The 17,918-nt window shown below is 66.5% G+C and carries 14 protein-coding genes; 6 read left to right on the forward strand and 8 right to left on the reverse strand.

Features of this window, described 5'->3' with window-relative positions; all coding sequences use genetic code 11:
* Window positions 1–18: 18 nt before the first annotated feature.
* The 4 genes from GIW81_RS05610 to GIW81_RS18905 are packed head-to-tail and all read right to left on the reverse strand — an operon-like array spanning window position 19 to window position 3,356.
* Entirely contained in the window at window positions 19–261 is a 243-nt protein-coding gene (locus tag GIW81_RS05610) for a hypothetical protein (RefSeq protein ID WP_154738313.1), read from the reverse strand.
* Window positions 258–1,727: a Fe-S cluster assembly protein SufB gene (gene sufB / locus GIW81_RS05615; protein ID WP_154738314.1), complete on the reverse strand. Its 1,470-nt coding sequence runs from the start codon at window positions 1,725–1,727 to the stop codon at window positions 258–260. The genes GIW81_RS05610 and sufB overlap by 4 nt, the downstream gene beginning before the upstream one ends.
* Window positions 1,728–1,758: 31 nt before the next feature.
* Window positions 1,759–2,886, reverse strand: coding sequence for a cysteine desulfurase family protein (locus GIW81_RS05620; protein WP_154738315.1), 1,128 nt, complete (start codon window positions 2,884–2,886; stop codon window positions 1,759–1,761).
* Window positions 2,883–3,356 (reverse strand): Rrf2 family transcriptional regulator, encoded by a 474-nt coding sequence (locus GIW81_RS18905; RefSeq protein WP_324614905.1) that lies wholly within the window; start codon window positions 3,354–3,356, stop codon window positions 2,883–2,885. Before GIW81_RS18905 ends, GIW81_RS05620 begins: the two co-directional genes overlap by 4 nt.
* Before the next feature lie 271 nt (window positions 3,357–3,627).
* On the opposite strand from GIW81_RS18905, the gene GIW81_RS05630 reads away from it, so the two are divergent.
* Together GIW81_RS05630 and GIW81_RS05635 are read left to right on the forward strand one after the other, a co-directional pair.
* On the forward strand, window positions 3,628–4,398 hold the full coding sequence (locus GIW81_RS05630; protein ID WP_154738316.1) for an alpha/beta hydrolase: 771 nt from the start codon (window positions 3,628–3,630) through the stop codon (window positions 4,396–4,398).
* A 21-nt stretch (window positions 4,399–4,419) separates the two neighbouring features.
* Window positions 4,420–5,412, forward strand: a complete 993-nt coding sequence (locus GIW81_RS05635) for a M28 family peptidase (RefSeq protein ID WP_229309205.1) — start codon at window positions 4,420–4,422, stop codon at window positions 5,410–5,412.
* Window positions 5,413–6,187: 775 nt separating this feature from the next.
* Here GIW81_RS05635 and GIW81_RS18800 read toward each other — a convergent pair.
* On the reverse strand, window positions 6,188–6,529 hold the full coding sequence (locus GIW81_RS18800) for a hypothetical protein (protein ID WP_195930404.1): 342 nt from the start codon (window positions 6,527–6,529) through the stop codon (window positions 6,188–6,190).
* Between the two features lie 581 nt (window positions 6,530–7,110).
* On the opposite strand from GIW81_RS18800, the gene GIW81_RS05645 reads away from it, so the two are divergent.
* Window positions 7,111–7,578: a PH domain-containing protein gene (locus GIW81_RS05645; RefSeq protein ID WP_154738318.1), complete on the forward strand. Its 468-nt coding sequence runs from the start codon at window positions 7,111–7,113 to the stop codon at window positions 7,576–7,578.
* Window positions 7,579–7,622: 44 nt separating this feature from the next.
* Here GIW81_RS05645 and GIW81_RS05650 read toward each other — a convergent pair whose 3' ends face one another.
* On the reverse strand, window positions 7,623–8,747 hold the full coding sequence (locus GIW81_RS05650; protein WP_154738319.1) for an anhydro-N-acetylmuramic acid kinase: 1,125 nt from the start codon (window positions 8,745–8,747) through the stop codon (window positions 7,623–7,625).
* 47 nt (window positions 8,748–8,794) lie between these two features.
* On the opposite strand from GIW81_RS05650, the gene tyrS reads away from it, so the two are divergent.
* Window positions 8,795–10,048, forward strand: a complete 1,254-nt coding sequence (gene tyrS / locus GIW81_RS05655) for a tyrosine--tRNA ligase (protein ID WP_154738320.1) — start codon at window positions 8,795–8,797, stop codon at window positions 10,046–10,048.
* Window positions 10,049–10,054: 6 nt separating this feature from the next.
* Here tyrS and GIW81_RS19335 read toward each other — a convergent pair whose 3' ends face one another.
* A complete protein-coding gene (locus tag GIW81_RS19335) occupies window positions 10,055–13,732 on the reverse strand; it encodes an AsmA-like C-terminal region-containing protein (protein ID WP_154738321.1) in 3,678 nt (1,225 codons plus the stop codon).
* A 299-nt stretch (window positions 13,733–14,031) separates the two neighbouring features.
* Here GIW81_RS19335 and GIW81_RS05665 point away from each other — a divergent pair, with 299 nt between their 5' ends.
* Both GIW81_RS05665 and GIW81_RS05670 read left to right on the forward strand, forming a co-directional pair.
* Window positions 14,032–14,544, forward strand: coding sequence for a peroxiredoxin (locus tag GIW81_RS05665; protein WP_407658157.1), 513 nt, complete (start codon window positions 14,032–14,034; stop codon window positions 14,542–14,544).
* A 190-nt stretch (window positions 14,545–14,734) separates the two neighbouring features.
* Window positions 14,735–15,232: a bactofilin family protein gene (locus GIW81_RS05670; protein WP_154738322.1), complete on the forward strand. Its 498-nt coding sequence runs from the start codon at window positions 14,735–14,737 to the stop codon at window positions 15,230–15,232.
* Window positions 15,233–15,315: 83 nt separating this feature from the next.
* Here GIW81_RS05670 and GIW81_RS05675 read toward each other — a convergent pair whose 3' ends face one another.
* Window positions 15,316–17,916, reverse strand: coding sequence for an AAA family ATPase (locus tag GIW81_RS05675; RefSeq protein ID WP_154738323.1), 2,601 nt, complete (start codon window positions 17,914–17,916; stop codon window positions 15,316–15,318).
* Window positions 17,917–17,918 lie beyond the last annotated feature (2 nt).

Consider the following 17,918-nt stretch of genomic DNA (forward strand, 5'->3'; position numbering starts at 1 on the left):
TCGTTGTTCGCGCGGACTTCACCTGATGCGCCCGCGCACGCTTAAGAGGAACCAAACGCCGACCGCGATGCTGGTCGCCATCGCCGCCAAAGTCCAAATGGGATCGGCCCCAACGAGCGGTACGATCAATCCGGCTACGAGCACTCCGACCAATGTCGCAGCGAGAATGGCGATCGCTCGCCACCCGTCGCGGTGCACCGGCCGCCACGTCGTGGGGGTGCTGTAGACGCGGTCGAACCAGATCTCGCGGCGCCTCGTCATCCGACGCTACCCTCCAGAGAAATGCCGATCAGCTTCTGCGTCTCGGCCATGAACTCCATCGGCAGGTGCTGCAGCACGTCGCGCACGAACCCGTTGACGACAAGGGCCACCGCTTCCTCCTGCGACAGACCGCGCTGGCGGCAATAGAACAGCGTGTCGTCGGAAATCTTCGACGTCGTCGCCTCGTGCTCGAAGTGCGCGAACGAGTTCTTCGCCTCGATGTACGGCACGGTGTGCGCGCCGCACTTGTCGCCGATGAGCAGCGAGTCGCAGTTCGTGAAGTTGCGCACGCCGGTCGCCTTGCGGTGCGCCGACACGAGACCGCGATAGGTGTTCTGCGAGTGGCCGGCGGCGATGCCCTTGGAGATGATGCGGCTCGACGAGTTCTTGCCGAGGTGGATCATCTTCGTGCCGCTGTCGACCTGCTGCCAGCCGTTCGACACGGCAATCGAGTAGAACTCGCCGCGCGAGTTGTCGCCGCGCAGGATGCAGCTCGGGTACTTCCAGGTGATGGCCGAGCCGGTCTCCACCTGCGTCCACGAGATCTTCGAGTTGTGGCCGCGGCAGTCACCGCGCTTGGTGACGAAGTTATAGATGCCGCCCTTGCCGTTCTTGTCGCCGGGGTACCAGTTCTGCACCGTCGAGTACTTGATCTCGGCGTCGTCGAGCGCGATCAGCTCGACCACGGCAGCGTGCAACTGGTGCTCATCGCGCATCGGCGCCGTACAGCCTTCCAGGTAGCTCACGTAGGCGCCCTTGTCGGCGATGATGAGCGTGCGCTCGAACTGGCCGGTCTGCTTTTCGTTGATGCGGAAGTAGGTCGACAGCTCCATCGGGCAGCGCACGCCTTCGGGCACATAGACGAACGAGCCGTCGGAGAACACAGCCGAATTGAGCGCCGCATAGTAGTTGTCGCCCTGCGGCACGACCGAGCCGAGGTACTTCTTCACGAGCTCGGGGTGCTCGCGCACGGCTTCCGAGATCGAGCAGAAGATGACGCCGGCCTTGGCCAGCTCCGCCTTGAAGGTGGTCACCACCGACACGCTGTCGAATACGGCATCGACGGCGACGCGGTTGTTCTTCACGCCGGCGAGGATCTCCTGCTCCTGCAGCGGGATGCCGAGTTTGGCGTAAGTCGCCAGCAATTCGGGATCGACCTCGGCGAGGCTCTTGGGCCCCTCCGTCGAGGTCGGCGCCGAATAGAAGTAGAGATCCTGGAAGTCGATCTTCGGATAGGTGACGTTGGCCCACGTCGGCTCGACCATGTTCAACCAGCGGCGATAGGCTTCAAGGCGCCACTCGAGCATCCACTCCGGCTCGCCCTTCTTCGCCGAGATGAAACGGACCGTATCCTCGCTGAGGCCCTTCGGGGCCTTGGTCGAAGCGATCTTCGTCTCGAAGCCGTACTTGTACTGGTCGACGTCGATCTTGCGGACCTGGTCGATCGTCTCTTGAACCGCTGCCATCAACTACCCTTTCGTCCCGAAATTCGTCGGCTCACGCGGCCAGTGCCGCGCCGCCTGCAACCTTCTGCCAAGCCGCCAGGAAGGCGGCGATGTCGTCTTCGTTCGTCTCGCGCCCAAGGCTCACGCGCACCGCCCCAGCCGTGATGTCGGCAGGGAGCCCCATGGCTGCAAGCACGGCGTTGGCGCCGACTTTCCCGGAAGCGCATGCGGCGCCGGCGCTGATCGCGATGCCTTCGAGGTCCATGCGGATGACCAGCGTCTCGGCGAGCTTGCCGGGCACGGCGACGCACATGGTGTTGGAGACGCGCGGCGCATCGCGGCCGACAATGACTGCGGCGGGCGTCACCGCGGTGACAGCCGACTCGAGCTTGTCACGCAGCACGCCGATGCGTGCTGCCACATCCGCCTCGCGGGCGAGCTCGGCTGCCGCGGCACCGAAGCCGGCGATGCCGGCGACGTTCTCGGTGCCCCCGCGCCGGCGGCGCTCCTGGCCGCCGCCCTTGATGAGAGCCGGAAGGTTGACGCCGTCGCGCACGATGAGCGCGCCGACGCCGCGCGGGCCACCGAGCTTGTGCCCCGAGATCACCAGGGTGTCGGCGCCAAGCCTGGCGAAATCAACAGGCACGCGGCCGGGACCCTGCACTGCATCGACGTGCAGCGACAGGCCGTGCGTGCGGGCGGCTTCTGCCGCCTCGGCCACCGGCTGAATGACGCCGGTCTCGTTGTTGGCGAGCATCAGGCTCAGCAGCGCGCGGCCACCACTGCCCGCAGCGGCGATTGCATCGGCGGCCGAAGCCAAATCGACCAGGCCGTCCGTGCCGACCGGGAGGACGACGACCTTGGCGCCGCAAGCACGCGCCGGAGCCAGCACCGAGTCGTGCTCGATCGCCGCCACGCAAATCGACTTCCAACCGGCGCCCATCACCGTGTTGTTGGCTTCCGTGGCGCCGCTGGTGAACACGATCTCGCTCGGCTTGGCGCCGACGAGTGACGCGACCTGCTCGCGCGCCGTGTCGACGATAGCGCGGGCGCGCCGGCCCTCGGCGTGCACCGACGACGGATTGCCGACGGTGTCGTGCGCGGCAAGCATCGCCGTGCGCGCCGCCGCGCGTAGCGGCGTCGATGCATTGTAGTCGAGGTAGGTACGCGTCGCCGTCATCGAGCCATGAGCTCCGGTTCGCGCTGCTGCGTTGCAGTCGGCCGCTCGTCGGCGAGCTTGCCGACCGGAATTCCGTCAATCACTTCCTGCAACGAGACGTTCGAAAGGAAGGCGAGGATGTGGGCGCCGAGCGCGTGCCACAGCCCGTGCGTCAGGCAGCGGCGCTCGTTGAGGCAGCCGATCTCGGCGTCGAGGCAGCGCGTCAGCCGCGTCTCCTCCTCGACGGCCTTCATGATCTCGTCGATGTGGATCGCGTCCGCCGGACGCGCGAGCACGTAGCCGCCCGAGCGACCACGCGCGCTCGCGACCAGCCCAGCGCGCCGCAGCCGCAGGAAGATCTGCTCCAGGTAGGCCAAAGAAAGATTCTGCCGCTGGGCGATGGCCGACAGGGGTACGGCCGAGACGGCGCCGAACTTGGCGAGATCCGCCATGGCCATCACCGCGTACCGGGCCTTGGTGTTCAACTCCACGCCACATCCTCCTAGTGGGCCCATCGGGGCCGCGCGGGCGCTTTCACTTGCAATCGACACGGGGCCGTGTGCTAAGAAGCGCCTCCGTTGAAAACGCCCGAAGCCCGAGGACTGCCTGGCGCACTTTCGAACGGTTCTAAAGTCTATAGGAATATGAAAATTCCGAGCCCACAAGTCAAGGTTTCGGCACAGCCCGATTCCACGGCCTGTTCAGGGCCCTGCCGCCCCACCCGCGCGGCTTTACCGCAGCCTCCTTACCAGTGGAATTGAGATGCCCGAGCTGATCATCAATGGGCCCGCGGGCCGTCTGGAAGCCCGCTATCACCACGAAGCGGCCAACGACAGCCCGATCGCGCTCATCCTGCATCCGCACCCCCAGTTCGGCGGCACGATGAACAATCAAGTCGTCTACACGCTCTATCACACCTTCGTGGAGCGGGGCTTCTCGGTGCTGCGCTTCAACTTCCGCGGCGTCGGCCGCAGCCAGGGCATCTGGGACGGCGGCCCGGGCGAGCTATCGGACGCGGCGTCCGCACTCGACTGGCTGCAGATCGTCAAGCCGGACGCCAAGAGCTGCTGGATCGCCGGCGTCTCGTTCGGCACCTGGATCGCCATGCAGCTGCTGATGCGCCGCCCGGAGGTGGAGGGCTTCATTTGCGTCGCCCCGCCGTCGAACCTCTATGACTTCTCGTTCCTCGCGCCATGTCCCTCCTCCGGCCTGATGATCAACGGCGACAAGGACCGCGTCGTGCCGTCCAACTCGGTCGGCGAGCTGTCGCAGCGCCTCAAGACGCAGCGCGGCATCAAGATCACGCATCAAGTGATCCCCGGCGCCAACCACTTCTTCGAGAACAAATCGGAGGACCTGAAGGAAGCGGTCGGCGCTTATGTCGACGCGCGCATGGAGCAGGCCGAGATCGATCGCGCCAAGGAGAAGGAGCGCGAGCGCGAGAAGGAGCGCGAGCGTCAGCGCCAGCGCGAGATCGAGCGCGCGGAAGAGGCGAGCGGGGTCGGGGCCGACGATGGCGGCGATGCGGACTAGCGGATCGAGATCGTGATCAGAATGGTGGCTCTGTCGCTCGCAGGGCTGCTGGTCCTGCTGCTTGCCGCTCTCGGTGCGGCATACTGGTATTCGCTGAGCCTTCCGGGGGAGCCGTACGCCGGCCCTCCCCAACCCGTGACGGATGCGGAGCGCGACGTTGCCCAGCGCCTGCGCAAGCACGTCGAAGCCATCGCCAGCGAGCCGCACAACATCCAGCACTATCCGGTGCTCGAGCGCTCGGCCGCCTACATCGAGGCGGAGCTGAAAGCGCTCGGCTATGAGCCGCAGGCGCAAGTGTACGACGTCGGCGGTAAATCGGTGCGCAACATCGCGGTTGAGTTGGCCCCGCCGGGTGCCGACCCGCACACGCCGAGCATCGTCGTCGGCGCGCACTACGATTCCTATGGCGATGCGCCGGGCGCCAACGACAACGGCAGCGGCTCGGCCGCGGTGCTCGAGCTGGCGCGGCTGCTGAAGGGCATGCCACTCAAGGACAAGCGGCTGCGCCTCGTGCTGTTCGTCAACGAGGAGCCGCCCTACGACCGCACGCCGGACATGGGCAGCTATCGCTACGCCAAGATGCTGAAGGACAGCGGCGAGACGCTTCTCGGCATGATCTCGCTGGAGACGATCGGCGAGTTCTCCGATACGCCCGGGTCGCAGAAGTACCCCTTCCCGTTCGACATGATCTTTTCCGACGTGGCGAACTTCGTCGCCTTCGTCGCGCTGCCCGGCGGGCGTGCCTTCCTGCACGACGTGGTGGGGAGTTTCCGCCGGCACGCGCAGTTCCCGACCATCGGCGGCACCGCGCCCGACAACATCCCAGGCATCGGCTGGTCGGATCACTGGTCGTTCTGGATGGTGGGCTATCCGGCGATCATGATCACGGATACGGCGCTGTTCCGCTATCGCGAGTACCACACGCCGGAGGACACGCCGGACCAAGTGGATTACGAGAAGCTCGCGCGCATCACGCTCGGCCTCGAGCCGACGCTGCGCGATCTGCTGCGCTGACTTTCCTGCATTGCTCTCCGCGTTGCGCGGCAGGGTCGGGCGAGGGACCGCGGCGCGCACCGCCTGGCTAGTCGGGTGCCCCCTCGGGCCCCGGCTCTCAACGGCCGGCCGGCTATGTCGGCTTGGGTCCATTTAGCTGCCGCCGCATCGACGACAGTCGCCTGAGGTGGAATTGAGACCGGGGATGCTGCAGTGAACTTCGTGACGATGACTTGCTGTGAATTCATTCGTTCTCCTATGGTGCGCACGGGCAGCCGAGTGCGTATGCTCAGCGCGCTGAGAAGTTGATGAGGGAGGACAAGCGATGCGAGCGCAGACGATCGTCGTTGCGACGTTGCTCGGTTTGATCGGCACGGTGATTATTCAGCCGTCAGCCGCTCAAACGGAAAAGGGATATGGAAGTGGAGGGACGGGCGGTGCCGCTGGCTACTCTCCCCCGATGCCCGACACTTCAAGAGGCATGGGCGCCCCCAATCCCGACTTTGAAACGCCGTCTGCCGACGCACCCGAGCCCATGAACGCACCGCCCGCCGCGCCAGCGACAACTGGAAAGAGCGAGCCAGCTCCCGAGGACGCTCCGAAAGAAAAGTAGTGCGTCGTCGTGATCATCGGCCCGCTCTCGTGATCAGCTCTCCGTCTCAATTCCGGGGTCGCGGACTGTGCGCCCTCAGCGTCCATGCGAAGCACAGCTCCGCCACGACGAGACGCACGGACGCGCCCCCGGTAGCAGTTCAGCCTGCGAAAGCTTCAGTCATTCGCTGACTCGTGGACGCTTTCACCAGCAGCCGCGGTTGCGATACATGGCAACGCCGCCCCAACGGTAGCCGCGGTATAAGCCGGCACGCCGGTAGCCCCGCAGAGGCCGGTAGCCGCGATAAATGCCGACGCGGCGGTAACCCCTATAACCCAGGCCGGCACGCCTGTAGCCGCGGTAAACGCCGACGCGCCGAACGCCGCGATAACCGCGGTACCCGCGATATCCGACGTGTTCGACGACAGAGGCACTGTTCTGCTGAATGCTCTTGCTGAGCGGGGCGGCCGGAATGGCTTGGCTGCTGGCCGTGGAGCCGGCGATCAAAGCCGCTGCGAGCGCGGCTATAACGAGACTCGTCTTCATCGACTATCTCCTTTTGTGTTGTGGTTTGTTCGCGGAGATCTCCTTGTAAAAAGGACGCTGATCCGGGGGAGAACCAGCGCCCCAAGCTGCGCCACGAGGCCTGAGGGTGAGGCCATCTCCTCGAAGGGGACGGGGAAAGGTGGCGCCAGACTACGGTACTCTTCCGTACAATGCTTTCATAGTAAGAACGCGGCGTAACAAGAAGTAATTGCTGTCTAATAAACTGCCATTCAAATGCCGCCTCCGGCGAACAGCAGCGTCAGTGCACTTCGACGCCGTGTCCGCGCGCGCTGTGAAGAGAAGATAGTTGTACGCCCGCCTCCAGCGGCATCTTTAACCCGTAGCACCAGCTTGCGGGTCTCATATTCAGCGTGCCGAGTATTCCATCAACCGGCACACGAGATCGCCTGCAAAGCTACGCGTAGTCGCGCCGGTCGCTGCAAACCGAGAAGGCGACTCGCTCCACGAGGATAAAAATTACCGCACGTCTAGACTGGCGGCTTGCCTGGACGGTGAGAAGGTGCGTTTCCTGGTCGCCCACGTTGCCACACGCGGCTCGGCCCTGGAGGAGGATCGTTGTCATGAGCTATGTCCAGCGTGTCTTGCAGCCGGGTGAGCAGGTCCGGCAAATGTCGTCCATTCATTGGATCGGTTACTGGCCCGGCGCTGCGGTTGCACTCCTCGCGGTGGCCGCTTGCTGGCTCAGCGACACGCGGCTCCTGCCGGGAATTTGGCGGTATACGGCATACGCCCTCGCGCTCGTTGCGGTCGCTCTTTTGATCCAGCAATGGCTCCGGTGGTGGATCACCGAGATCGCAGTCACCGACCGGCGGGTGATCTACAAGAAAGGTCTAATCCGGCGGCAAACCAACGAGATGAACATGGACAAAGTCGAGAGCGTCCAGATCGATCAATCAATCCTCGGTCGTATGCTCGACTATGGCGATGTGACGATCCTTGGCACCGGCGAAGGCTTAGAGACGCTCCGCACCATCGCCAACCCCATCGAGCTTCGAAACAGCATCACCGGAACGACCCACAAAGCTTAGTTGACATCCCTCGGACCGCAGGCCGCGAAATCGAGAAGCGTTGCTTAGCGCGAACCGAGGAGGACGCCTCCGGTCATCGGCGCCGGCGCGCCGGTGGTCTCCGGAAAGGTGATCGGCAATTGCAATGCCGAGCGCACCGCCAGATAGGCCCACGCCTGCGCCTCGATGAAATCGCCGTCGAGGCCGAGCGCTTCGGCCGGCACCACCGCGTTCTGCACGTGCGAGGCGATCAGCCCCATCAGCGTCTTGTTCTTGCGCCCGCCGCCGCACACGACCCAGAGGCGCGGCTCCTCCGGCATGTGCTCGCGGGCCTTGCCAATCGCCGCGGCGGTGAAAGCGGTGAGCGTCGCCGCCCCGTCCTCGAGCGATAGGCCTTCAATAGGCGCGGAAGAGAAGTCGTTGCGGTCGAGCGACTTCGGCGGCGGCACGCCGAAGTAGTTGTTGGTCAAGAGTTGCTGAAGTGCATCCTCGTTGCACGTGCCTTTGGCCGCGAGCGCGCCACCGGCGTCGTGCGTTGCGCCCGTGTGCGCCAGCACCCAGTCGTCGATGAGCGCGTTGCCGGGGCCGGTGTCGAACGCGAGCATGCGGCCGTCGCGGCCGATCCAGGTGACGTTGGCGACGCCGCCGACATTGAGGAACGCGGCCGGCAGCTCCGGCACCTGCGTGGCGAGCGCGCGGTGATAAACCGGCACCAGGGGCGCGCCCTGGCCGCCTGCGGCGACATCGGCGGCACGCAAGTCGAACACCACGTCGACGCCGGTGCGATCGGCCAGCAGGCGGCCGTCGCCGAGTTGCACCGTCAGCCGTCGCGGCGCGTCGTGCAGCACCGTCTGCCCGTGATAACCGATGATGTCGATGTTGCCCTTGTCGACCCCGTTGGCACGCAGGAAACGGTCGACCGCGTCGGCATTGAGCTCGGTCAGCGCCCGCTCCACGTCGCCTAGAGAACCGGGACGCTGCTCGCGCGCGGCAAGCCCCTTGGCCTCGGCGAGCGCCGAGCGCAGCTTGACCTTGATCTCGGGCGGATAGGCGTAGCTCGCAGCCGGGCCCTGCCGTAACTCGCGATCGCCGTCGGTGTCGAGCAGCGCCACGTCGATGCCGTCCATCGACGTGCCGCTCATCAGCCCCAGCGCGCGCCGTAGCTTGCCCATGATGACCTTCCCGTGCATGTTCCGGCCGCCGCCGCGGCGAACCGGCTGATCCTGATAGCGAAGCTATGACCCAACTGAAATCCGACTTTCTGAAGATTCTTACCGAACGCGGGTTCATACACCAGTGCTCGGATACGGCCGGCCTCGACGACCTCGCCGCCAAGGGCGGCCTCGTTTCATACGTGGGCTACGATTGCACCGCGCCGTCGCTCCACGTCGGCAGCCTCATCTCCATCATGATGCTGCACTGGCTGCAACAGACCGGCGGCAAGCCGGTCGTGCTCATGGGCGGCGGCACCACGCAGGTCGGCGATCCCTCTGGCAAGGACGAGACACGCAAGATCCTGACGCTGGAAGACATCGAGCGCAACAAGACCGGCATGCAGCAGGCGTTCGCCAAATTCCTGGTGTTCGGCTCCGGCAAGACCGACGCGGCGATGGTCGACAACGCCGAGTGGCTGGCGCGGCTCAACTACATCGCCTTCCTACGCGATGTCGGAAAGCATTTCTCCGTCAACCGCATGCTGACGATGGATTCGGCCAAGCTGCGGCTCGAGCGCGAGCAGGAGCTGTCGTTCATCGAGTTCAACTACATGCTCTTGCAGGCCTACGATTTCGTCGAGCTGTCGCGCCGCTACGAGTGCCGTCTGCAGATGGGCGGCTCGGACCAGTGGGGCAACATCGTCACCGGCATCGACCTCGGCCGTCGCATGGGCACGCCGCAGCTTTACGCGCTGACCTGCCCCCTGCTGACGACTGCGTCGGGCGCCAAGATGGGCAAGACCGCCGCCGGCGCCATCTGGCTCAACGAGGAGCAGCTGTCGGCCTACGACTACTGGCAGTTCTGGCGCAACACCGAGGATGCCGACGTCGAGCGGTTCCTGAAACTCTACACGACGCTGCCGCTTTCCGAGGTGGCGAAGCTCGCGGCGCTGAAGGGTGCGGACATCAACGAGGCGAAGAAGGCGCTGGCGACGGAAGCGACGGCGCTACTGCACGGGCGGGAGAAGGCCGAGGCGGCGGCGGAAACGGCGCGCCAGACCTTCGAGCAGGGCGCCAGCGCCGAGGGGCTGCCGACGGTGGAGCTGCCGAAAGCCGACCTTGCCGCCGGCATCGGCGTGCTGACCGCATTCGTACAGGCCGGGCTCGTCAAGTCGAACGGCGAGGCGCGCCGCCAGATCCAGGGCGGCGGCCTGCGCGTCAACGATCAGGCGGTGGCCGACGAAAAGGCCCTGCTTACCGCGGCCGACGTGGCCGGCGACGGGTCCATCAAGCTATCGCTCGGCAAGAAGAAGCACGTCCTGCTGAAGCCGGTCTGACGCGGCTCACTGCTTGCGGGTCGGCGGCGAGACGGTCTGCGAATTCCAGCCGTCAACGGTGTCCGAGCCGACAACCGTGCCCGGCGCTCCCGTCGGCTTGCCGTCGTCGCCGGCCTTGCCGATCGTACTCGACGCGCGCACGCCCTCACGACTGCTGCCCGGGTCGTCGTCGCGCCGCTGCACCTTGGGATCGAACGGCGTCATCTGGAAGATGTCGCGGAAGATGCCCGGCGCCAGCATCGAGAGCGGATTAACAATCACCTCGGGCCGATCCATCGAGCCCTGGATGGCGAAGGTCATGCCGGAGATGCCTTCGCACTTCGGGCCAGTGATGATGGCGCCGAACAGGGGGATCTCGCACAAGGCGCTGTTGAGACCCTGGAGCGGCACGTAGGTGCCACCCAGGTTCACGCGCCGCATTTTGTAGTCGACCTTGCCGCGAATCGAGGCGCCCAGCATGGGCCCGCGCAGCTGAGAATCGCTCATCACGAACTGGCCGTAGCCGACCGAGAACGGCACGCGCATAAGGTTGAACTCGAACACCTCGCGCACGACCTGCTTGTTGGACCGGCCGGCGGCGCCGTCGATCGCCGGACGCCCCTCATCAGCGCCGCTGAACACTTCCGAAACAACCGGGTCGCCAAGAATACGGAACTGCTCGACCCAGAGCGTGCCCGTCTTCTCGGCGGCGCCCTTGCCTTCCAGGTTGACCTCGAGCCGCACGCGGCCGCCCTGGATGTTGGGGTAGAAGTCGATCAGCTTGAACGCCTGACCGGCATCGGTGGAATCCGCATAGAGCTTGCGCTGCTGTCCCGCCTCCTCGCGCAGCATCACCGCCAGCGGCTTTCCGCCATCGAGGGTGGAGCGCACGTCCAGTGCCGTCAGCTTGTCGGCGCGCTTCGACATTTTGACCGTGACGTTGCGCAGCGACACCTCGCGGTGGCCGATGACGGTGTCGATCTTGGCGTCAAGGTCGATACCCTCGCGCGGATTCTTCGGCTTCGACGCGGCCTGGTCGGCAAGCTGGCCAAGCGAGAACAGCGAGCGGAAGAAGTCGCGGCCGTCGAAGGTGCTGCCGCGCGCCGACACCTTCCATACGTCGTCGCGGCCGAGCTTGCCCTGCAGCTCCATGCGCGTGATGACGTTCAAGGAGAAGTCGGGGAAGAAGAACTCGCGCAGGCGGTTCTCCGCGTCGATCGCCGCCCAACCCTCGATGGCGATGTCGTCGCCGGCGACCTTGAAGTTCTGCAGCTCGGTCTTGTAGGTTTTGCCCTTCGCGATGTCGCACTGGAGCGTCGCGGCGCGGCCCGGCGGTTTGCGCCAGCCTACGCCCTCAAGGAGCAGATCGGCATTGGTCAGATCGGCGTGCAGCCGCACGATCGATTGGTCCGACGCGTCACGGCCCACGGTAACTTCGACCGGCACCACGCCCTGCACCATTTGATTGATGTCGAGCCCGAGCTGACTGCGGTCGGTGTTGTCGAGCGTCGCCGTCAGGCGGAGCGGCGGCTGCTTGTCCATCGGCGCATCGAAGATGCGCTGCCAGGCGAGCTTGGCGAGCACGCCGTTGATCAGCATCTGACCGTTGGCGCCGGCGGCTTTCTCCGAAAGGTCGATATCGAAGCTGGCGCTCTGCACCTGATAGGCGCCGAGAAACTGCTTGACGCGGCCGTCGGTGAGCTTGCCCTTGCCTTCAACCTTGATGGCGCTGGTCGGCACGTCGGCGAGCAGCGGCAGGCCGATCTTGAACTTGGACTCGAACTTGCCCTCCATGCCGTCGCGCGGCAGGTTCGTCTCCTCCAGGAATTCCGGGTCGGCATGGGCGATGAGCGCCATGACGGGGGCGACGGTCGATTGCGAGGCGAAGACGATCTCGCCGGTGGGCACCTCGCTCATGATGTCGACGGCGGTGAATCGACCGGCCTGCAGCGGCACGATGCGGTCGGGAGCCACGACGATATTGGCCTCGGGAATATTGACCTCGAGCCCATCGTTCTCAATGCGAGTCGTGGCCCGCGGCACCGTAATCGGCGGCAGCGCGTCGATGACGCGCAGCTCCAAGTCGGCGGTGTCGAGAAAGAACGAGAGCTGGTGCTCCTGCGCGCCGACGCTCATTCCCGGCGCCATGTGCGCGCCACTCAAGAAACGGAACTTGCCACCCTGGATCGAGGCACGATCGATCCTCTCGCCCACCCAATCGCGCGCGCCGGGCGCGATCGCCTTGGGCCACAGTGCCTTGAGCGTGTTGAGCGGCATCGGGCTCAACGTGCCTTCGATGCGCGTGCTCGCCGGCTCGACGCCGGTGACGAGGTCGCCGGAAAGGGCAATCTCGGCGCCTCCGGCTCGCAGCTTGAACTCGGCGAGCTCGATCTGACCGCGGCGCGGCACGATCCGGCCACTGGCACGCCATTCGTCGAGGGCCACGGCAGGGACCTTGAACTCCTCGGCAGCGAACGAGCCGGAGTCGGATCGCAGGCTGAATGTCCACGACGCGTTCTGGGGATCGGCCTTCTCCTCCGCCGCAGTCCCGGAAATCGTCACCCGGCTGCCGCGCCAGCTGAGTGTGGAAGGCGCGAGCGTGATCTTCTCCGCGGCGCCGTCGTAAGCGAGCTTCACGGAGCCGCCGTCGACCTCCAGCGGCGCCTCGGGCAATGCGGGCAGCTGAAGGCTTCCATGCCCGACATCGATCGACAGCGAGGCGGTGCGGATGTCGCCGTCGCTGGTCATCTCGAGCGTAGCGTTGCCGTTCACCGGCAGATCGAGGGCCTGCAAGAGAGAGAGTTGCGGCAGCGTGCCGGAAATCGAGCGCGGCACCAGATCGGTGACCGACGTCTTGATGGTCAGCGTCCGGTTTTTCTCCGACTCGTCGGTCTCGAAGGTGAGCTGCCAGGGCTTGCCGCCCGCCGCCGCCACGCTGGCGCGGCCGGCGATGACGCTGCGCGTGCGCGCGTGCGTCAGGCCCACGGTGAGGCTCGGCACGCGCCACTCCGTGGTGCGGCCGGAGTAGTCGACGAGCACGGTCGCATTGCGCAGACCCAACTCGCGCAAGTAGGAGCTTGCGTCGAGGCGCTGCCGGGCGCGCGACGACATGTCGGTGACAACGCGGGCGAGATCGATGCGCTTCAGCGGGCCTGCCGCCTCGCGCGAGGCGGCCACGGCCTGCGCCGGCCGCTCTGCCGGCACCGGCGTCGGTGCGATGGGTTCCGTCGCCGCATTAGTAAGCGGCGCCTCGGTCGCCACCGGCTTGGAGAAGCTGAGCGCCAGGCCGCCGTTCTCCGAATAGTAGAGAAACAGGCGCGGCTCGATCAGCTCGATGCGGGCGGGCACTACGCGCATCGACCAAAGCGCGGCGCTCGAGAGCTCGACGGCGGCGAACGGTGCGGAGGCGACGACATCGCCGTCCTTCTCGTGCATGCGGATGTTGCGCAGGCGGAACTCAAGGCCGCCGCTCTCAGCCAAGCTGACGACGACGTCGTCGATACGCACGGAATTGCCGGCGAGCTCGGCGTTGATGCCCCGCTCGATCGGCTCGGCGAGGAAATTGAGCGAGATGGGCCCGTGCCGCAGGCGGACGTAGCCGAGGCCGGCGACGAGCAGCGCCAGCATGAGGAACGGCGCGAGGATGAAGGCGAAACGCCCGACCCCGTGCAGGACGTTGTCGCAAGCGACGGCAGCCGTCGTCACCTTGCGCTTGAGGGTCGACGTCTGCTCCTCGTTGCGCCCCCTCCCGTAGCCGGGTTGTGTTTTTGGTCTTCCGGTCGTTTGCAAGCCCGGCCCCTCGACAGTTTCGAGACCTAGTCCCGACGCAAACAACAAACCGCGCCCGCCGCGCGCAACAAGTGCAGCATTCGGTTGCCTGCGCCGGCAGCCCCTCTGCCGGCCCCCACGTTGCCCCGCGCGCCGCCAAGCGCGCCCGCCCTTGCGCGGCCTAAAGAGCGCCGCTAAGCCTCAGGCGCAACGGGCAATCTCGCCGTGCGACGTAGATGCACGTGCATGGGCAAAAACGACAAAAGAAAGGCATCTCGGTGACCATCGCGGACGGCATGACGCCCCCCGACTTCGAGTTGCCCGACGGTGACGGCGAGAGCGTAAGACTGTCGGCGCTGCGCGGCCGTCCGGTCGTTGTTTATTTCTATCCCAAGGATGATACGTCGGGCTGCACCGCCGAGGCCAAGGACTTCACCTGCCTCGCCCAGGATTTCCGCGCCGCCGGCGCCGAGCTGCTAGGAATTTCTCCAGACAGCCCGGCCAGCCACCGCAAATTCCAGGACAAGTACGGCCTCGACGTTCGTCTGTTGTCGGATGAAGCCCGCAGCGCCGCGGAGGCGTACGGGGTCTGGGTCGAAAAGCAGATGTACGGGCGCAAATACATGGGCGTCGAGCGTGCCACATTCTTGATAGATACGGCGGGCAAGGTGGCCCGGGTCTGGCGCAACGTCCGCGTGCCGGGCCATGCCGAAGAGGTTTTGGCTGCGCTGCGGGCGATGAAAGCTTAGGCGTAAGCGTCGGTTACGTTGCCCACAATTTGTGCCGCGAGGGGTGCCGCAGCCGATGACCCACGTCTGGATTTGTGCTTAGATGACGGAAGGGGAAGGGGGATTTCGGCCGCAGATGCCGCTTTGATCCCTATCGCTGAGACACACCCTTACGGTTGCGGTTGTTGCGTCAGAGCAGAGGTGCACGCATATGTTGCCGAATTTCAAGAGATCCGAGACGGAGCCGCCCAAGGTCAGCCCGAGCTTCGCACCCGCGAGCACGCCGCCCACGCCTTCGTCCTCGTCCCGCCCGATCGGGCTCGCCCGCTCGTCCGAGCGTAATGCACCTTCCGTCATCGGCCCCGATCTTACGATCAATGGCAACCTCATCTCCAAAGGTGAAGTCCAGATCGACGGCGAGGTCCAGGGCGACATCCAGGGCACCTACGTCGTGATCGGCGAGAAGGCGCGCATCACCGGCGGCATCGTCGCCGAGGAGATCGTCGTGCGCGGCCACGTGATGGGCTCGGTGCGCGGCAAGCGCGTCATGCTGCAGTCCTCCAGCCACGTCGAGGGCGACATCTTCCATCAGGCGCTGGCCATCGAGCAGGGCGCCTTCTTCGAAGGCAAGTCGCGCCGTTCGGACGATCCGACGGGCGACAACCAGAAGCCGGAATTTCCTTCCCTCTCCGGCTCTAGCCTTGGCTAAGGCTCCGTCGCGAGCGATCGCCTAGAAAAATTCGACCCCGGGCACCGCGAGGCGCTCGGGGTTTTTCTTTCGCCGATATCGGATCAGGCGGCGGCGCGTGCGTCTTCCCAGGTGGACAGCGCGATGCGATGGCCACCCAGGTGGTCGAAGTCGCGCTGCCGACAGGAGAGCACCAGCACCTGATGCCGTTGCGCGGCGTGCTGCAGCGCCTGGAACAGGCGCATGAGCCGATCGTCGTCGGTGTTGACCACGGCATCGTCGATGATGAGCGGTGCGGGCGTACCGGTATCAGCGAGAAGCCGCGCGAAGGCGAGGCGCACGAGCAGCCCCAGCTGCTCCTGCGTGCCGCCGCTCAAACGCGCAAAGTCCTCCCGCGCGCTGCCGCGCTCCAGCGACTGCGGTGCCAGGTCCTCGCCGAGCACGAGCCGCGCCTGCGGCAGGATGAGTTGCAGATAGGGCGCCAGGCGTTCGACCACCGGCTTGGCGAAGCGGTCGCGGGTGCGGGCCGCCGACGCGTCGAGCTCCTGGGCGAGGAGTTGCAGCGCCGACGCCTCTTCCTGCAGGTCGCGGCAGCGCGCTTCGGCGCGCGCGACGAGATCGTTGAGCTCGTCGAGGCGCGCGGCGACGTCGTCGGCGCGATCGGTCTTCAGCTCGCCGAGCAACCCGGCTTCCTGCTGGCGCAGGAGGGCGAGATCGTTGCGCGCCTTCTGGCAGGCATCCTCTGCCGCCGCCGCGGCGCGTTTCAAGTCAGCGAAGCTCGTCTCGTCGGGCGCCTTCTCGCGCCAGGCGGCGGCGTCGCGCACCGCGGCGTTGAGCGCCGACTGGGCGGTGGCGAGCACTTCGCGCTTCTCCAGGTGCACGCTCGCGCGCACATCCGGCGTACCGAGCTCACGGACCAGCTTCTCGATCTCGGCCGCGCGGCCGGTGGCGCGGGCGCGCAAGTCAACAAGCTCCTCGCGGGTGTCGCGCTCGGCGCCCTCGGCCGAGGTGAGCTGCGTCTCGGCGGCGCCGAGCGCCTCCATCACTTCGGCAGCGCGAGCTTCCAGCCCTTCCGGCGAAGGCAGCGCATCGGCCGCCGCCGCCTGCGCCGCCAGCTCCGCGTGCGACCGCTGCAGGCGATCCATGCCTTCCGGCGCCGAGGCCTTGAGCCGCGCGGTGGCATCCGACAGCCGCGCCTCCCCGTCGCGACGCTCGGCGAGGAGCCGCTCGGCATCGTCCAGAGTCGCCGCGCCAGCGCTCTGCAACAGCTTCGCCAGTGTGCGGCGGTGCGCGGCAAGGTCAGCCTCGTCCTGCGCAACGTCGTCCGATTGTCCCGGCGCGATGGTGATGACGCCAATGCCGGCGATCTCCAGCGTGATCGGCCGCGTCGGCTGCAACATCTCGCCGTCAGCGAGCGGGCGTCCATCGACCCTAACCTTGCCTGCCGCGCCGGGCGCGTAGGCGAGTGACACGCGCGGTGCCGCGGCGGTAAGGCGCGCCTCGATCCTGGCAATGCTTGCCGCCTCGCGGCGTGCGGCGTCGACGACCTTGTCCTCGGCGCCGTTGCCGGCCAAGGCCTCGATAACCTGCGTGCGCTCGGTGTGCGCCGCGCGCGCCGCATCGAGCCGCTGCGTCAGCTCCGCCAGACGCTCGCTGCGCTCCAATGCTTTGCGGTCACGCTCGAGCGCCGTGAGCGCATTCCTGAGGGCGGTGCGCGCGCCGCGCGCGTCCAGCGTGCGTGCGCTGCAGGCCGCGGCGCGCGCCTCGCAATCGGCCAGCAGCGGCGCGGTCTCGGTAGCCGTAGTTTCAAGGCGGGAAAGGTCGCCGGCGCGGCGCTCGAAGCTCTCCAACATCGTTTGCGCGGCGCCGAGCTGGCGCTCGCAGGCGACAAGAGCGGCCGCGGCGGCACTGTATTTCTCGCGCGCGTCGCGTGCCTCCTCAAACGCCTGGCGCGCCGCATCCGCAGTCCGCACCCGCTCGGCCATCGCCGCCGCGTCGGACAGCGCCGCAAGCTCCCCGCGCAGCCGCTCAAGCTCGTCGAGACGCATCTGCGCGCGCTCGAGACGCCCTTGCGCCTCGTCGCGCTGCTTGACGAGCCCGTCGCGCTCGTCGAGTGCCGTCTTCAGGGCGCCCGTCGGACGTGGTGGATTGTGGCTGGTGAGCAGCGTAGCCAACTCGCTTTTCACGCGCTCGGCGACGAAGCGCGCGGCGCTGCCGTCGGTGACGTTCTCTATCTCGCTCTCGATTGCCGCCATGAACGTCTGGCCGCCGGTTTTCACCGGCGCCATGCTCGCCATCGCCGCACCCTGCTCGACGCATAGAAGCGCGAAGTGCCCCGTACCGCCGAGCAGCATCGCGAGCTGCGTCTCGGCGTCCGCCCCGCGCGACACCTGCCCGGTGGACAAGTCGCGAAGCTCGGCTGAGCGCGACGACAGATACTGCTTGCGCAACCGCCAGCCGCGACCCTCGACCTCGAGGTCGAGTTCGATCAGCGGCGCGCCGCCGGCGTAGGGACGCAGCTCCTCGATCTCCTGCTTCTTGGAGGTGTGCGGCAGGAACAGCGCCGTGTTCACCGCCTTGAGGATGGTCGACTTGCCGAGTTCGTTCGGCCCGGCCAGCACGTCGAGCCCGCCCGTCAAGCCTTCGAGCGCAACCGGCGCGCTGAAACGGCCGACTTCCTTCAGACGAATGGCGCGGATCTTCATGC

The sequence above is a fragment of the Hyphomicrobium album genome, from assembly GCF_009708035.1.
Classification (GTDB): Bacteria; Pseudomonadota; Alphaproteobacteria; order Rhizobiales; family Hyphomicrobiaceae; genus Hyphomicrobium_A; species Hyphomicrobium_A album.

Coding starts and splice junctions, on each gene's coding strand:
- GIW81_RS05620 (WP_154738315.1), bottom strand. CDS start 2,886: ATGACGGCGACGCGTACCTACCTCGACTACAATGCATCGACGCCGCTA.
- GIW81_RS05630 (WP_154738316.1), top strand. CDS start 3,628: ATGCCCGAGCTGATCATCAATGGGCCCGCGGGCCGTCTGGAAGCCCGC.
- GIW81_RS05645 (WP_154738318.1), top strand. CDS start 7,111: ATGAGCTATGTCCAGCGTGTCTTGCAGCCGGGTGAGCAGGTCCGGCAA.
- GIW81_RS05665 (WP_407658157.1), top strand. CDS start 14,032: ATGCACGTGCATGGGCAAAAACGACAAAAGAAAGGCATCTCGGTGACC.
- GIW81_RS05635 (WP_229309205.1), top strand. CDS start 4,420: ATGGTGGCTCTGTCGCTCGCAGGGCTGCTGGTCCTGCTGCTTGCCGCT.
- tyrS (WP_154738320.1), top strand. CDS start 8,795: ATGACCCAACTGAAATCCGACTTTCTGAAGATTCTTACCGAACGCGGG.
- GIW81_RS05610 (WP_154738313.1), bottom strand. CDS start 261: ATGACGAGGCGCCGCGAGATCTGGTTCGACCGCGTCTACAGCACCCCC.
- GIW81_RS05650 (WP_154738319.1), bottom strand. CDS start 8,747: ATGCACGGGAAGGTCATCATGGGCAAGCTACGGCGCGCGCTGGGGCTG.
- GIW81_RS18800 (WP_195930404.1), bottom strand. CDS start 6,529: ATGAAGACGAGTCTCGTTATAGCCGCGCTCGCAGCGGCTTTGATCGCC.
- GIW81_RS05670 (WP_154738322.1), top strand. CDS start 14,735: ATGTTGCCGAATTTCAAGAGATCCGAGACGGAGCCGCCCAAGGTCAGC.
- sufB (WP_154738314.1), bottom strand. CDS start 1,727: ATGGCAGCGGTTCAAGAGACGATCGACCAGGTCCGCAAGATCGACGTC.
- GIW81_RS05675 (WP_154738323.1), bottom strand. CDS start 17,916: ATGAAGATCCGCGCCATTCGTCTGAAGGAAGTCGGCCGTTTCAGCGCG.